11 protein-coding genes and 1 pseudogene are annotated in these 14,330 nt (G+C 70.5%); 7 read left to right on the top strand and 5 right to left on the bottom strand.

Annotation, left to right across the window (positions count from 1 at the left end; genetic code table 11):
• Positions 1 to 482: 482 nt before the first annotated feature.
• Positions 483 to 1,217, top strand: a complete 735-nt coding sequence (locus tag ACIGXX_RS24580) for a hypothetical protein (protein WP_351166034.1) — start codon at positions 483 to 485, stop codon at positions 1,215 to 1,217.
• Between the two features lie 211 nt (positions 1,218 to 1,428).
• Here the strand turns inward: ACIGXX_RS24580 and ACIGXX_RS24575 are convergent, their stop codons facing one another.
• Positions 1,429 to 2,613 carry a serine hydrolase domain-containing protein gene (locus tag ACIGXX_RS24575; RefSeq protein WP_399978787.1) on the bottom strand — a complete coding sequence of 395 codons (1,185 nt, stop codon included), beginning with the start codon at positions 2,611 to 2,613 and terminating at the stop codon, positions 1,429 to 1,431.
• A 306-nt stretch (positions 2,614 to 2,919) separates the two neighbouring features.
• Here ACIGXX_RS24575 and ACIGXX_RS24570 point away from each other — a divergent pair.
• The 3 genes and pseudogenes from ACIGXX_RS24570 to ACIGXX_RS24560 all read left to right on the top strand — a co-directional run.
• Positions 2,920 to 3,798: pseudogene (locus tag ACIGXX_RS24570) on the top strand (ThuA domain-containing protein); the annotation flags it as partial.
• 118 nt (positions 3,799 to 3,916) lie between these two features.
• Entirely contained in the window at positions 3,917 to 4,582 is a 666-nt protein-coding gene (locus ACIGXX_RS24565) for an alpha/beta hydrolase (protein WP_399978784.1), read from the top strand.
• A 145-nt stretch (positions 4,583 to 4,727) separates the two neighbouring features.
• Positions 4,728 to 5,123 (top strand): hypothetical protein, encoded by a 396-nt coding sequence (locus tag ACIGXX_RS24560; protein ID WP_399978781.1) that lies wholly within the window; start codon positions 4,728 to 4,730, stop codon positions 5,121 to 5,123.
• A 116-nt stretch (positions 5,124 to 5,239) separates the two neighbouring features.
• Here the strand turns inward: ACIGXX_RS24560 and ACIGXX_RS24555 are convergent, their stop codons facing one another.
• Positions 5,240 to 6,412: an epoxide hydrolase family protein gene (locus tag ACIGXX_RS24555; protein WP_399978778.1), complete on the bottom strand. Its 1,173-nt coding sequence runs from the start codon at positions 6,410 to 6,412 to the stop codon at positions 5,240 to 5,242.
• Positions 6,413 to 6,515: 103 nt separating this feature from the next.
• Between ACIGXX_RS24555 and ACIGXX_RS24550 the strand changes: the two genes are divergently transcribed.
• Positions 6,516 to 7,091 carry a CGNR zinc finger domain-containing protein gene (locus ACIGXX_RS24550; RefSeq protein ID WP_351166042.1) on the top strand — a complete coding sequence of 192 codons (576 nt, stop codon included), beginning with the start codon at positions 6,516 to 6,518 and terminating at the stop codon, positions 7,089 to 7,091.
• A gap of 154 nt (positions 7,092 to 7,245) precedes the next feature.
• Here ACIGXX_RS24550 and ligA read toward each other — a convergent pair whose 3' ends face one another.
• The 3 genes from ligA to ACIGXX_RS24535 all read right to left on the bottom strand — a co-directional run bounded on the left by ligA (position 7,246) and on the right by ACIGXX_RS24535 (position 11,083).
• On the bottom strand, positions 7,246 to 9,348 hold the full coding sequence (ligA, locus tag ACIGXX_RS24545; RefSeq protein ID WP_399978775.1) for an NAD-dependent DNA ligase LigA: 2,103 nt from the start codon (positions 9,346 to 9,348) through the stop codon (positions 7,246 to 7,248).
• Positions 9,349 to 9,484: 136 nt separating this feature from the next.
• Positions 9,485 to 10,354, bottom strand: a complete 870-nt coding sequence (locus ACIGXX_RS24540) for a class I SAM-dependent methyltransferase (RefSeq protein ID WP_399978772.1) — start codon at positions 10,352 to 10,354, stop codon at positions 9,485 to 9,487.
• 138 nt (positions 10,355 to 10,492) lie between these two features.
• On the bottom strand, positions 10,493 to 11,083 hold the full coding sequence (locus ACIGXX_RS24535; RefSeq protein ID WP_366461771.1) for an XRE family transcriptional regulator: 591 nt from the start codon (positions 11,081 to 11,083) through the stop codon (positions 10,493 to 10,495).
• A gap of 96 nt (positions 11,084 to 11,179) precedes the next feature.
• Here ACIGXX_RS24535 and ACIGXX_RS24530 point away from each other — a divergent pair, with 96 nt between their 5' ends.
• Positions 11,180 to 12,256: an NAD(P)/FAD-dependent oxidoreductase gene (locus tag ACIGXX_RS24530; protein WP_399978768.1), complete on the top strand. Its 1,077-nt coding sequence runs from the start codon at positions 11,180 to 11,182 to the stop codon at positions 12,254 to 12,256.
• Between the two features lie 161 nt (positions 12,257 to 12,417).
• On the top strand, positions 12,418 to 14,004 hold the full coding sequence (locus ACIGXX_RS24525) for an MFS transporter (RefSeq protein ID WP_399978765.1): 1,587 nt from the start codon (positions 12,418 to 12,420) through the stop codon (positions 14,002 to 14,004).
• Positions 14,005 to 14,330: the final 326 nt, after the last annotated feature.

Below are 14,330 nucleotides of genomic sequence, written 5' to 3'. Positions count from 1 at the left end.
CGGCTGCGAGCACGGTCAGGAAGGTCGTGCACAGCACGAAGAGCAGCATCTCGCCCAGCCCTGTACCGAGATCGCCCATCACGCACACAACTCCCCGCAACAGACGTGCATATGTGAACGGGGCTCGGGTCGGCGGGTGCGGGCGTATCGGTGGAACACGGCTGCTCCAGTCGTCGGCTTCATCGCCTTGCGCGGCCCCGATAGACCCCTTTGGGAATGTAGTCCCGGCGAGGGAAGGCGCGTTGCGCGGAAGAAGGTGAAGTTCCAGCCCCGCCCACTCGTTTCGTGCCAACTACCGCCGCGGTGGCACCCTGCGCCGGGGCCCCCGACGTCCGTGTCGGCCGCGTCCGTGTCGACGTGACGCGTGGTCAGGGAGCCGAGTTCGCCGTCTACGCGTGGCCGTAGGAGGGATGTCTGGAGGAGCCCCGTACGGGGTGCCCCGCGTACTTCGTCCTCTGATCGCGACGCTAGCCTTCGTGCGCATGACCGATATACAAATGGACGACCGGCTCGCCGGTGAGACCGCGAGACCGGCGCCCCACCGCGTCCTGGGCTTCGCCGCGGGCGCCACCGTGGCCTTACTCGTCGCCGACCTCGCCACACGCGCCTACAACCACTACGACCCCATCCCGAGCGTCCGCAGGTTGGTGAACGTCGACGTCGAGGCCAACCTCGCCACCTGGTGGAACAGCACGCTGCTGCTGGCCGTGGCGGGCATGGCGCTGATCGCCGCGCTGCTCACCGGGCGCGGTGCGCGCCCCGGGCGGCTGTCCTGGCTGGGTCTTGCCGCCGCGACAGCGCTGCTCAGCATCGACGAGACGATCTCGTTGCACGAGCGCCTCGGCGAGGTCGGCCGGTCGTGGAAGGAGTGGGCCGGGGGCTCGCTCCCCACGCACGCCTGGGTGTTGCCCGGCGCGGTCCTCGCGGCAGCGGGCACCCTGTGCGCCGTGCTGTGGGCGCGGAAGCTCCCGCGTGACCTGCGCTACGGACTGCTGGGCGCGCTGGCGGTGTATCTGGGCGGGGCGCTGCTGACCGAGGGGTTCAACGGCTGGGCGCACGCGAACGACCACAGCACGGTGCTCATGCTGGGAACGATCGTGGAGGAGGGCCTGGAGATGAGCGGCTGCCTCGTCGCCCTCGCCGTCCTCAGCCGGTATGTGCTGTTGGAGCGCGACCCGACGTCCAAGCGCGCGGTGATCCGGCTGCGGGACAGCTAGGCCCTTCTGCAGCCGGGCACGCGGTCTTCTGATGGGCGGCAGGACCGGCGGGACGGGGACGCCCGGGGGGCTGGTCGGCGATGAGGGTGTTCACCGACTCGCCCTGGTCGGGCGCGAACGCGGCGATGCCTTTCCCGCTGCGTACTTACTTCCCGCGTACTTCGGCGTATCGGGCTCTTGCAGACGCCGCTGGGTCGTTGGGGCGGTTCGGCTACGCGCCGCGATGGTGCCCGGCCTTGAACACCGCCTCGATCAACGCCATCTTCCGCGGGTCATCGGCGATGTTCCCACCCATGCGGTTCATGACATAGCCCATGCTGATGCCGGACTCGGGGTCGGACAGGCCGAAGGAGCCCCCGAAGCCGTCGTGGCCGAAGGCCCGCGGGTTGGGCCCGTACGAGCCGTTCCGACCGCTGAGCCAGAGGCCGAGGCCGATCTCGGTGTCGTGCGCGAAACCGGCGCCGAGGACCAGGTCGCGGCAGGCGCCCTGCCCTTCGCGGATGCGTGCAGCGGCCCCGGCCGACAGGACGCGCCGGCCCGCGTACTGTCCCCTGCCGGTGAAGATGTCGTACAGCGCGGCGACACCCCGGGCCGTGCCGTGGCCACCCGCGGCGGGGATCTCGGCGGCGCGCCACTCGGGAGTGTTGGCGTCGGCGGCGCCGGTGGCGGGATTGGCCAGGGCGGCGAGCGCGACCGGCTCCAACTGGCTGAAGGCGGCGCGCTGTTCGCTGCTCACGGCAACCCGAGGGTGCACCAGCTCGGCCGCTCGCCGGGCCTCCTCCGCCGGTAGCCCGATCGTGAAGTCGATGTCCAGCGGGCCGGTGACTTCGTGGTGCAGGAATGCGGAGGGCAGCTGCCCCGTGACGCGTCGGACGACCTCGCCGACCAGGTGGCCATAGGTCAGCGCGTGATAGCCGGACTGAGTGCCCGGCTCCCACCACGGCGCCGTGGCGGCCAGACGCGCCGTCGTGAGCTCCCAGTCGTAGAGCTCGGCCAGCGCGTGCGGTTCACGCAGCCCGGCCAGGCCCGCCCGGTGCGAGAGCAGATGCCGTACGAGGATGCGCTCCTTGCCGGCCGCGGCGAATTCCGGCCAGTACGCGGCGACGGGTGCATCGAGATCCAACAGGCCCCGGTCGGACAGGAGATGGGCGCACAACGCGGTGGCGCCTTTGGTCGTGGACCACACGTTCACGAGGGTCTCGCGCTGCCACGGGCGGGTCCGCGCGGCATCGGCCCAGCCGCCCCACAGGTCGACGACCGGGGCTCCGTCGAGCAGGACGGTCACGGCCGCGCCGAGTTCGCCGCGCTCGCGGAAGTTCTCCTCGAACGCGGCGCCGACGCCTTCGAACCGTTGGTCGAGGTGGCCCTCGATCTGAGGTGTCGCCTGCTCCGCCATCGAGCCTCCGTCTTCTCGGGTTGACCATACCGACCGGTCGGACCGGTCAGGTCGGAAGGGAACATACCGACTGATTCCCCCGTCGTGAAGAGGTCCGGCGCGTCCCGACGGGTCCGCGTTCAACTCCTGCTGAGGGAAGCTCCGTTCGCGCCCTTCATGGTTTCACCTCTTGACGTCTTTGGTACGGACCTCTAGGTTCCCGATCGCCACAGCTTCATGAATGCACTCGCTGTTCATCAACGTGAACATGGTGAACGGGGAGCCACCCCCCACGCCAGCCTCCCCATGAAGGGCTGTGATCCCCTGATGCGTACTCTCAGATCCGGTTCGGCGCGCATATCCCTGCGTATTCTCCTCCTGCTGGCGACCCTGCTCGCCCTCGCTGCGCCGCCCGCCGCCCGGGCGAGTGCGGATGCCGATGAAGCGGCGCCGTTCAAGGTGCTCGCGCTCTACAGCGGCACCTGGGACGCGGCGCACATCGACTTCGTCAAGGAGGCGAACGACTGGTTCCCCCGGCAGGCAGCAGCGAACGGCTTCACCTACACGGCCAGCAAGAACTGGGACCTGCTCAGCAACGGCGGTGTCAACGCCTATCAAGTCGTGCTGTTCCTGGACGACTTGCCGCAGAGCGCCGCTCAACGGTCCGGATTCGAGCGGTACATGCGCGGCGGCGGCGCCTGGCTGGGCTTCCACGTCTCGGCCTTCACCACCGAGGCGGCGAGCTGGCCCTGGTACCACCATCAGTTCCTGGGCAGCGGGAACTTCAAGTCGAACACCTGGGGCCCGACGACAGCGGTCCTGAAGGTCGAGGACCGGACGCACCCGACCACCAAGAACCTGCCGGCCACATTCACCTCGTCGGTCAGTGAGTGGTACAGCTGGTCCAAGGATCTGCGGCAGAACCCCGACATCAAGATCCTGGCCTCTGTAGACCCCAGGAGTTTCCCGCTGGGCACGGATCCCCATCAGTCGTGGTACAGCGGCTATTACCCGATTCTGTGGACCCACGCGAAGTACAAGATGCTGTACGCAAACTTCGGTCACAACGCCATGGACTACGCGACCAACACGCGGCTTTCGTCGTCGTTCGCGAGCCAGACCCAGAACCGTTTCCTGCTGGACGGGCTGAAGTGGCTGGGCGGATCCGGCACCGCCGCCCGGCCGGAGGACTCGATCGCCACGACCTGCTGCTGAGCCGACGGCCCGTGCTCGGCTCCTGATGGCAGCGCGAACAGGAGCCGGGCCCGCCGAAACTCCGTAGAACCTTCGGGGAGGAGGGCAACTCCCGCGATATACAGGGGGGATGGCAACCTTCGTACTCATCCACGGTGGCGGCGACAGCGCCTGGGCCTGGCATCTCCTCGAAGCCGAACTGCGCTCGCGGGGGCATGAGACCGTCGCCCCGGACCTGCCGTCGGACCAGCCTTCCGCGGGGCTCGGCGATTACACCGAGGCCGTGATCGAGGCCGTCGGCGAGCGGCGGAATCTCATGGTCGTCGGCCACTCCTATGGTGCGTTCACCGCGCCGTTGGTGGCCGACCGGCTCCGGGCCGACGTGCTGGTCCTGCTGGCCGGAATGATCCCTGCTCCGGGCGAGCGGCCGAACGACTGGTGGGAGGCCACCGGATGCAACCAGGCCAGGGAAGCCGCCGGCCTGGCCGCCATCGAAGATCCCTTCGAGAGCTTCTGTCACGATGTTCCGCGCGAGCTGGCCGAGGAGGCCATGCGCAGAGAGCGGGCGGAATGCTCACGGGCGGGCGAGGCGCCCTGGCCGCTGACGGCCTGGCCCGACGTCCCCACCCGATTCATCGTGTGCAAGGACGACCGCTTCTTCCCGCCCGAGTTCTTCCGTGACCTGGCACGAAAGCGCCTCGGTCTCGTGCCCGACGAGATCGGTGGCGGCCACTGCGTGGCGCTCAGCAGGCCGCGAGAGCTGGCGGAGCTGTTGGTGGGGTACCTCCCGGGTTGATCGCCACACGACACGAGGGGTCGCCGAGACCGCAGAGGGCCCAGCCGCGGACCTGTCGGTGCTCTGCCGCCCCGCGGTGACTCTCTGCGGTGCAGGCTTGGCCCCTGGGCCCTGTGGCTTCCCTGCCGAGTGCGATCCTGCAGACATGAACCATCTCGGCGACGCACACCTGCGTGCCTGGACGCTGCGATGGATGACCCTCCTCGCGGCCGGCCCCCGGGACCAGCTTGCCTGGTTGGGGGAGCGTGAGCTGGATACGGAGTCCGTCGTCGAAGAGCTGGAGCTCCTCTGCCGCGTCGCCGAAGGACTCGCGGAGCGCGGAGCCTTCGAGCCCGAGAACCTGAACGGTCTTCGGGCCATCGGCCGCCGCCTCGGCGAGATCGATGCCGCCTGCCGCGTCGGCCTCTGGGCCAACGCACTGGCCACCGATCCGACGTGGGACGAGATACGGCCTCTGGCCCGCCAGTTTCTCCGCACGACGCTGGGCGACTGGCGGCAGCCACTGCCACGCCCCGTGCGCCCGCACACGGGCGACCACTGAGCAACACGGAAGCGATGGACGCCTGTCTGGCGGGTGCCGGCCCTGCCCTGTCGGCGTGGTGGCCGAGGTCGCCCAACGCTCGATGGACGCGACCCAGGGCCGGCGCCCAGCCGCGTTCACCGCTGAGCGGCCAGTACTGCCGCGAGGCCCTCTTGCAGATCCTTGACGAAGTACTGGGGAACCTCCAGCGACGGGAAATGTCCGCCTTTCTCGGGCGAGCTCCACCGGACGATCTGTCGGTACCGCTCCTGTGCCCAGGGACGCGGACACTTCTCGACGTCGCGCGGATACATGGTGAGTGCCGACGGGACGTCGACCCGGAGTTCGGGATCGAGCGAGTTGTGGCTTTCGTAGTAGATGCGGGCCGCCGACGCGCCGGTCCGCGTCAGCCAATACAGGGTGACGTCGTCGAGGACCCTGTCCATGGAAATCGTCTCGAAGGGGCTGTCCTGGGTGTCCGACCACTCGGCGAACTTGTCGAGGATCCAGGCAAGAAGCCCGACCGGTGAATCGACGAGCGCGTAGCCGATGGTCTGCGGCCGTGTCGCCTGCTGCTTCGCGTACGCCGCGCGGTGACGCCAGAAATCACGGGCTTCCTCGGCCCACTTGCGCTCGACCGCCGTCAGCCCGACCGTCGTCAAACCGGGCGGTCCCTCCGCGAACGTCGTGTGGATGCCGAGAACGTGCGCCGGGAACCTGCCGCCGAGAACCGTGGTGATGTTTCCGCCCCAGTCGCCGCCGTGGGCCACGAACTTGCCGTAGCCGAGCCTTCCCATCAGTTCCACCCATGCGGCCGCGATCTTTTCGGTTCCCCACCCGGTGGTGGCCGGCTTGTCGCTGTAGCCAAAGCCCGGCAGCGACGGGACCACGACATGGAACGCCGGTGCGTTCGCGTCTTTCGGATCTGCCAGCTCGTCCACTACATCGATGAACCGAGCAATGCTGTCCGGCCAGCCGTGCGTCATGAGCAGAGGCGTGGCATCCGCGCGCGCGGATCGGCGGTGCAGAAAGTGGATTCCCAAGCCATCGATGGTCGTGCGGAACTGGCCGATCTGGTTGAGGCGCTCTTCGAACGACCGCCAGTTGTAGCCGGTGCGCCAGTAGTTCACGACATCGACGAGATCGGCGAGAGGTACGCCCTGCTCCCATCGGCCGGGGCCCGGCGCGGCCCCATGGACCGTCTCGGCCTCCGGTAGCCGCGCCGCGGTCAGCCGCGCGCGCAGATCGTCGAGGTCGGCGTCGGTTGCGTGGGCTTCAAATGCTTGCACGTCGTCGGTCGGACGGGGCATGAGACCTCCTGGCCATCGTGGAACCGGCTACGACCTGTCGCGAACCGTCTAAGGCGGTTCTAGCAAATCTCTGGGTCACGCGGCAACCCGCTAAGGTGGTTCCATGCGTGCTGCGTTCCCTGACTTCCGCCTCGGCACTGTGCTGGCGACCAGCTTCACGGGGACTCTGTCGGAGCGTCATGGCGACGCCGTGGAGCGCATTCCCACGCCGCACCGACTCGTCGACTGGCTTGCGGTGAGCGGCCTCGCCGTGGACTCCTGCACCCCTGCCCAGCTCGGCCTCGCTCGGGAGCTGAGGGAGTCGATCCACGCCGCCGCGACAGCGGCCGCGGTCCAGGACGTTCTCCCTGTGTCCGCCGTCCAAGTCATCAATGACCGCAGCGCTCAGGGCCGGGCCGCGGCGATCCTGACGCCCGAGGGCAAGCGGCGATGGCGGCTCAGCTCGGCTTCCTGCGTGGAAGATGCCCTCAGCGTGATCGCGGCCGACGCCATCAGCATCATCGCCGGTGAACGAGACGGGAGACTGGCCTTGTGCGCATCCCCGACCTGCCGAGCCGCCTTCTTCGACACCAGCCAGAGCCGCACCCGCAAGTGGTGTGACATGAACACGTGCGGGAATCGTCAGAAGAAGGCGCGCTTCAACGCCAACCAGCGCAAAAATTCCAGATCAGCGGAGTGATCGTCACCTCGGCGCAGCGGCTGGTGGCGGCCTGCTCGGCGTGCGGGTGGGCGCGGGTGATCGTACGGTGGCCGCATGCGTTCCCGAGGACGCTGTGGGTGGGCCCGTTTCCGTTCGCACGTGGCGGGCCCACCCTTCTTGTGTGCGGGGGTGGTCAGGTGAGCAGCGCGGCCACGAGGTCGGCGAACTCGTCCGGGGTGGCCAGGCGTACGCCGAGTGTCTCGGCCTTGGTGCGCTTGGATCCGGCGCCTTCTCCCGCGACGACCAGGCTGGTGCGCTTGGAGACGCTGGAGGACGACTTGCCGCCGGCGCGTTCGATCAGTTCGTTCATCTCGTTGCGGCTGAGCTGTTCCAGCGGGCCGGTCATGGCGCCCGTGACGACCACTGTCATGCCGTTCAGCGGGCCTGCCTGCGTGTCGGTCGCGTCCTGATCCGCGGGAGAGCCTTCGGGCGAGTCCTCGGGAGCGGGCGGAGTGGCGCCGGGCTCGGTCATGTTCACCCCGGTCGCGGCGAGTTTGTCGATGACCGGGGCCAGTTCGGTCAGCTCGGCGACGATGACGGGGGCCTTCTCGCCGCCGATGCCGTCGACCCGCTGCATCGCCTCCGCGTCGGCGGAGCGGATGCGGTCCATGGTGGCGAAGTGCCGGGCGATGCGGCGGGACATGGAGCGGCCGGTGCCGCGCACGCCCAGTGCGCACAGAACTCTGGACAGCGGCTGGGTCTTGGCCGCCTCGATCGCGGCCAGCAGGTTGTCGGTGCTGGTCTCGCCCATCCGCTCCAGGCCCAGGAGCTGTTCACGGGTGAGGGTGAACAGGTCGGCGATGTCGGCGACCAGGTCGGCCTCTACCAGCTGGATGACGCGGCTGGCGCCCAGCCCCTCGATGTCGAGCTGGTCGCGCCCTGCGGCGTAGGACAGCGAGGCCACCAGGTGGCAGTCGCGGCCGCGCTCGCACCGCCAGCGCTGCTCGCCGGCGTCGATGGGGGAGCCGCACTGCGGGCACACCTCGGGGAAGGCGATCGGCTGTTCGTCGCCGGTGCGCAGGTGGGCGACCGGGGCTTCGACGCGGGGGATGATGTCGCCCGCCTTGTAGACCATCACCTGATCCCCCAGGCGAAGGTCGCGCCGGGTGATGTCGGAGGGGTTGTGCAGCGTGGCGTACGTGACGGTGGAGCCGTCGATGTCGACCGGCTCAAGGACCGCGCGCGGGGCGATGATGCCGGTGCGGCCGACGTTCCACTCCACCCCGACCAGCCTGGTGATCTTTTCCACGGCCGCCAGCTTGAACGCGATCGCCCAGCGCGGGGCCCGGCTGCCGGATCCGGCAGCCTGCTGGTCGGCGGCCAGGTCGGCCTTGATGACGATCCCGTCGATCCCGAAGGGCAGTTCGGCCCGCAGGGCCGCGATCTCCTCCACCCGGGCCAGGACGTCCTCGACGCTCTCCAGCGTGAGCCCGGGTACCGCGGTACCGGCCGGGGTGTGCACGCCGAGGTCGGCGGCGTACCGCAGAAGGTCGCCGTGGGCCAGCCCGGCCAGGTGCTCGGCGGCGTCGACAGGTGTGGCGGGCAGCGGCAGCAGGCCATAGGCGAAGAACGTCATCGGCACCGTGTAGGCGCGATCCTTGGCCCGCAGGGTACCGGCCGCCGCGTTGCGCGGGTTGGCGAACGGGGAGCCGCCGTGCGCGGTGCGCACCGTGTTCGCGTGCTCGAACTGGTCGGTGGTCATCAGGACTTCACCGCGCACCTCCACGGTGACCGGCTCGGTGAGCCGGCCGGGCAGACCCTCGATGGTGCCGATGGCGTGCGAGACGTCCTCCCCGGCGGCGCCGTCCCCGCGGGTGACCAGCCGGGTGAGGCGGCCGTCGGTGTAGCGGGCGGCGATGGCCAGGCCGTCCAGCTTGGGCTGAACGTTCCACCGCGTCACCTCCCGGCCGATGCGGCGGGCCACGGAGGCGGTCCAGGTGGTGAACTCCTCGGGCGTGAAGACGTTGTCCAGGCTCAGCATGGCCGCCGTGTGCGGCACGTCGCCCTGTACGGCCCCGCCCGCGACCTTCCCTGTCGGGGAGTCGGGCAGCACCTGGTCGGGATGCTCGGCCTCGAACGCCGCGATCGCCCGCACCAGGCGGTCGTAGGCGTCGTCGTCCAACACCGAGGTGCCGCCCGTGTAGTAGGCGGCCGCGGCCTTCGACGCGTCCTCGACCGCCTGCACGTAGGCAGCGGCATCGGCAAACACAGGAGCTGAGGTTGTCATGTGCGCCATCGTGCCTGGCGCCACTGACAATCGGCCTCAGCCTGTCGACGAGGCAGGCTGAGGCCGTGCGGGGCTGGCGGGGCCGGGCGTGGCGGCTGCGTACGCCGGGGCTTGCTGCGCCTCGGACGCCTCGGAGGAGTTCAGGTCAGGCGCGGCGCGCGGCCCACACCGTGCGTTCGGTGCGCACCGCGAGGTCACCGCGGCGCAGGACGCTGTGCGGGCCGTCGGTGTCGAGGAGTTGGTCGAGGACGATGAGGTCGTCCGGGGATAGGGCGTGGGCGGCGCCGGAGCGCAGGTGCTTGAGGCTGCTGAGCGCGTACCGGCCGACCGCCGAGCTGTGCGAGCCATCGACGTTCACGGGGATCGTGCGCTCGCCCTCGACGGTGAACCCGGCGGCCGCCAGCTTGGGACCCCAGTCGGCGCCGCGGTGCGGCATGTGCTCGGCGTCGTGGTGCGCGAGGGCGGCGTGGCAGCGGTCCTCCAGGCCGGGCCGCTCCTTGGGAGCGTCGGCGGGCAGGAAGCGCGGGAAGCCGGCCAGCTCGACGACGGCGAACAGGCCGCCGGGCGCGAGCAGGTCGTGGACGCCGCGCAGGGTCCGGTCGGGGTCCGCCATGTGGTGCATCGACGCGGAGGCCCACACCAGGTCGGGCCGCCCGAGTTCGGGCCACTCGGCGTCCAGATCGGCGAGCACGGTGCGTACCTGGCCGGCCACCCCGAGGGCTTCGGCCCGGGTCCGCAGGCGGGTGAGATGGCCGGCCGATGTGTCCACGGCGATCACCTGCGCGTCGGGGAAACGCGAGAGCAGAGCGAAAGTGCCTGCTCCCGTCCCGCATCCCAGGTCCACGATCTGACGCGGCTTCGTTTCGAGGGGCAGCCATGCGGTGATGGACGCGATGTGCTCGGCGAGCACCTCCGCGTCCAGATCGAGGATCTCCGCCTGGTCGTCGGCGTCCGGCTTGTGCGGGGCATGGGGGTGGGCGCCGTCGTGGGCTGCGTGCGGGGAAGCGTGGCTCATGACAGCGACGCTAAGTCGATCCTCCTGTGGCGTCATCACCGATCCCGGAGTGCGCAAGAAGAAGGCGCGCTGCACTGCCGTACGCGCAATCGGCCGGCCGGCGCGTGGGGCGTGCGCGTGCTCCTGAGGCCGTGGGCATCACGCGCTGGACTGGTCGCTGTCGCCCTTGTCCTCGCGCTGGTGGCCGCGGCGGGCGTCGCGGTCGAAGATGCCCAGGATCTCGCACGGCCCGCCCTCGGCCCCGATGGCATGCGGGAGCATCGTGGGGAACTCCGCGGCCTGATTGGTCTCGATGCGCAGGCGCCGGTTGCCCAGCAGCAGGACCGCGGTGCCGGACAGGACCACGAGCCATTCACGGCCCGGGTGGGCGCGCATGCGTGCCGGATTGTCGGGCGGCGGATTGGTCATGCGCTGGCGTACGACGCTCATGCCGGGCTCTGCCTTGATGGGCCAGCGCATGAGCCCATGGGCGCCGTCGATCGTCGGGCTGGTGATGACATCCTCGGTGGCCGTCTCGACGAGCTGGTCCAGGGAGGTGTCCAGGGCCCGGGCGAGGGTGACGAGCTGGTCCAGGGCCAGGCGGCGCTGGCCGTTCTCGATGCGGCTGAGCGTGGACTGGCTGACCGAGGCGCGGGTGGCCAGTTCCTCCAGGGACCAGCCCTGCGCCACACGCAGGGCACGGATCCGCTTGCGTACCAGGCTGTCCATCTCGCCATTGTCTTGCGTCATGGGCAACATCCTATGCCCTGTCCGCAAGTCGTGCCTATCGTCGTGAGCACAGCCCACGAATCACTGGGGGCTCATGTGAAGGAGAGGTGCGACGCCATGTCCGGGACCACTGCCGCGTATGCGACCGAGACCAGCGCCCGTGCGAGCGACCAGCTGCCGGGCGAGACCGTCGATGCCGTGGTGATCGGCGGCGGCGCCGCGGGCTTGAACGGCGCGCTGATGCTCGCCCGCTCCCGCCGTGCGGTCGTCGTGATCGACAGCGGCAGCCCGCGCAACGCACCCGCCGACGGCGTGCACGGACTGCTCGGCCTCGACGGCACTCCGCCGGCCGAACTGCTTCAGCGGGGGCGCGACGAGGTGCGCCGCTACGGCGGCCTGGTCGTGACCGGGGAAGTGGCCTCCGCCGCACCGGCCCCTGCCTCCGCCGCACCGGCCCCTGCCTCCGCTGCACCGGCCCCTGCCCCCGCCGAAGGCGATCCGCGCTTCAGGGTCACTCTCACCGACGGCAGGACCCTGTCGGCGCGCCGCCTGCTCGTCGCCACGGGACTGCGCGATGTGCTGCCCGACGTGCGCGGTCTCGCCGAGCACTGGGGGCATGGGGTGGTGCACTGCCCGTACTGCCACGGCTGGGAGGTGCGCGACGAGCCCATCGGGGTTCTCGCCGTCGGCCCGGCCTCCGTCCACCACGCCCTGCTGTTCCGTCAGTTGACCGACGACCTCGTCTACTTCACCCGTGGCACCGATCTGGACGACGAAACCCGTGCGCGCTTCGCCGCGCGCGGCATCCGCGTCGTCGACGCCCCGGTGAGCGAGGTCGCGGCCACCGGGGACGGCGGCATCGCGGGCGTACGCCTGAGTGACGGACAACTGGTGCCCCGGCGTGTCCTGGCCGTCGCCACCACCATGTGGGCCCGCACCGAGGGACTGGAGGAACTGGGACTGGCGACGCAGGACCTGCCCGGCGGGATGGGCCGCCACTTCGTCACCGGCATGGCCGGCACCACCGACGTACCGGGGGTGTGGGTGGCCGGCAACGCCACCGACCCGTCCGCCCAGGTCGGCGCCTCCGCCGCGGCCGGCGCCCTGGCCGGTGCCCACATGAACGCCGACCTGGTCGCCGCCGACACCGACGCGGCCCTCGCGGCCACGGAGCACGGCCTCACCCGCGTCTGAGTTCCCGCACATCCCCGCCCCTCAGTCCCACCCGCAGGACCCGCAGTCCGCTGCACGACGACGACCGTGTGCGCCCCGCGCGGGGCCTGTGCCTGCCCCCTCACCCCGGCGCCCATCGACCGATCCGGCGCTGATCTCCGCATGCCCTTGGAGAGGAATCCATGCGTACGAACCAGCCTCCACCGCTGCGTGCCGCCGAACCCGGCGGCGACCCTGGCGCGGGCGCGTCGGACGCGCGCCGGCGACGCACCATCCTGATCGCCGTCTGTGTCGCCTTGATGGCCGTGATCGCATCGGTGTCCGGGCTGAACGTCGCCCAGCCCGACCTCGCCGTCGCCTTCGGCGCCTCGCAGAGCACCATCCTGTGGATCATCAACGTCTACACCCTCAGCCTGGCCGCACTGCTCCTGCCGCTGGGCGCGCTCGGCGACCGCTGGGGCCGCAAGCCCATGCTGCTCGCGGGCCTGGCCGTCTTCGGCGCCGCCAACGTGGTGGCCGCGCTTGCCTCGTCGGCCGAAGTCATGCTCGCCGCACGCCTGTTCAGCGGCATCGGCGCGGCGATGATCATGCCGATCACGCTGGCCGTCATCACCTCCACGTTCCCCGTGGAGGAACGCGGCCGGGCGATCGGGGTGTGGACCGGTGTCGCCGGCGGTGGCGGCATCCTGGGCATGTTCCTCTCCGCGGCCCTGGTCGACGTGGCGAGCTGGCGCTGGCTGTTCGTCCTGCCGATCGCGCTGGTCGTCGTGGCCCTGGTCATGGCGCTGCGGTCGGTTCCCAACTCCCGTGAGAAGTCCGGGCACAGGTTCGACACCGTCGGTGCGCTGACTTCCGTCGTCGCGGTGGTCGGACTCATCTTCGTGCTGCAGGAGGGGCCCGAGCGGGGCTGGACCGCCCCCGCGACGCTGCTCGGCCTCGTCGTCGGTGTCGTGGCCGCCGTCGGCTTCGTGGTCTGGGAACTGCGCCGCCGGGATGCCGCGTTGTTGGACGTGCGCCTGTTCGGCGACCGCTCGCCGGCCGGCGGCTCGCTCACGCTCCTGGCGGTCTTCGGTGTGCAGGCGGGCATCTTCGTGGTCCTCTTCCCGTTCTTCCAGGCCGTACTGGGGTGGTCGGGCCTGCTGTCCACGCTGGCGCTGATGCCCATGGCCGTACTGATGATGATGGCCTCGGGCCTGGCCCCCAGGCTGGCCGTGCGCATCGGGGCCCGCTCGACCATGGCGACAGGAATCCTCGTGGCCGGCGCGGGTCTGGCGCTCATGGCCGCGTTCGTCTCCGTCGACGGCGGCTACCTCTCCGTACTTCCCGGCATGCTCGCCATGGGGACCGGCATGGGGCTGGCGATGACACCCTCGACCGAGGCCATCACCAGCTCCCTGCCGCGCGAGCGCCAGGGTGTCGCCTCCGCACTCAATGACGTCACCCGGGAGTTCGGCACCGCGCTGGGCGTCGCCCTGCTCGGCGCGCTGCTGTCCTCCGGCTACCGCAGCGCCATCGACGCCCGGCTCGAGGGCGTCCCCCAGGGGGCGGCCGACACCGCGCGCGAAGGCGTCGCCAACGCGATCGGAGCCGCGGAGGGAGCCGGTGCGGGCGCCCATGGCCGGGCGCTGATCCGAGCCGCGCAGGAGTCGTTCGTCGACGGCTGGCAGCAGGCCATGGGGGCAGGCGTCGGCGTCATGGCCGTCCTGTTCCTCTACATCCTGGCGCGCGGACCGCGGGACCCGGCCCGTCTCCCGGCGCATCGACCGTAGGCCGAGCCTGCCCGTCGTGCCCCTGGCGAGCGGATGGCGTGGCGGGCCCCCGGCGGCGTCGGCCGCGCGTTCGACGCCCGGCGGCGCGGCGTGCTGTGTCAGAACCTGGCCGCGAATGTCCAGATGCCCCGTGCTGATGACTGCGGCGGGGGTGTATTGCCTCGCACCAGAGAGCTCAACTCGCCTTTCGCCGCCGTGCCTTAGGCGTCCTCGCTCCCGCGGGCCGACCTGGAGGGTGATGACCGAAGCCGCCTTCGCGGCGCCCTCGTAAGTCCCGCTTCGTGCAGTCACATCAGAGGTTCAACCGACCGGTGCGGCGCGGCTCG

Origin of the sequence: Streptomyces sp. NPDC055243, assembly GCF_044544025.1 — a bacterium.
Lineage (GTDB): Bacteria > Actinomycetota > Actinomycetes > Streptomycetales > Streptomycetaceae > Streptomyces.
Note: the sequence above shows the minus strand (reverse complement) of the source record. Positions and strands in the feature narration are given on the sequence as shown.

What these genes read in the sequence shown, in the direction of transcription:
- ACIGXX_RS24580 (WP_351166034.1), top strand. Translation starts at nt 483, where the DNA reads ATGACCGATATACAAATGGACGACCGGCTCGCCGGTGAGACCGCGAGA.
- ACIGXX_RS24575 (WP_399978787.1), bottom strand. Translation starts at nt 2,613, where the DNA reads ATGGCGGAGCAGGCGACACCTCAGATCGAGGGCCACCTCGACCAACGG.
- ACIGXX_RS24565 (WP_399978784.1), top strand. Translation starts at nt 3,917, where the DNA reads ATGGCAACCTTCGTACTCATCCACGGTGGCGGCGACAGCGCCTGGGCC.
- ACIGXX_RS24560 (WP_399978781.1), top strand. Translation starts at nt 4,728, where the DNA reads ATGAACCATCTCGGCGACGCACACCTGCGTGCCTGGACGCTGCGATGG.
- ACIGXX_RS24555 (WP_399978778.1), bottom strand. Translation starts at nt 6,412, where the DNA reads ATGCCCCGTCCGACCGACGACGTGCAAGCATTTGAAGCCCACGCAACC.
- ACIGXX_RS24550 (WP_351166042.1), top strand. Translation starts at nt 6,516, where the DNA reads ATGCGTGCTGCGTTCCCTGACTTCCGCCTCGGCACTGTGCTGGCGACC.
- ligA (WP_399978775.1), bottom strand. Translation starts at nt 9,348, where the DNA reads ATGGCGCACATGACAACCTCAGCTCCTGTGTTTGCCGATGCCGCTGCC.
- ACIGXX_RS24540 (WP_399978772.1), bottom strand. Translation starts at nt 10,354, where the DNA reads ATGAGCCACGCTTCCCCGCACGCAGCCCACGACGGCGCCCACCCCCAT.
- ACIGXX_RS24535 (WP_366461771.1), bottom strand. Translation starts at nt 11,083, where the DNA reads ATGACGCAAGACAATGGCGAGATGGACAGCCTGGTACGCAAGCGGATC.
- ACIGXX_RS24530 (WP_399978768.1), top strand. Translation starts at nt 11,180, where the DNA reads ATGTCCGGGACCACTGCCGCGTATGCGACCGAGACCAGCGCCCGTGCG.
- ACIGXX_RS24525 (WP_399978765.1), top strand. Translation starts at nt 12,418, where the DNA reads ATGCGTACGAACCAGCCTCCACCGCTGCGTGCCGCCGAACCCGGCGGC.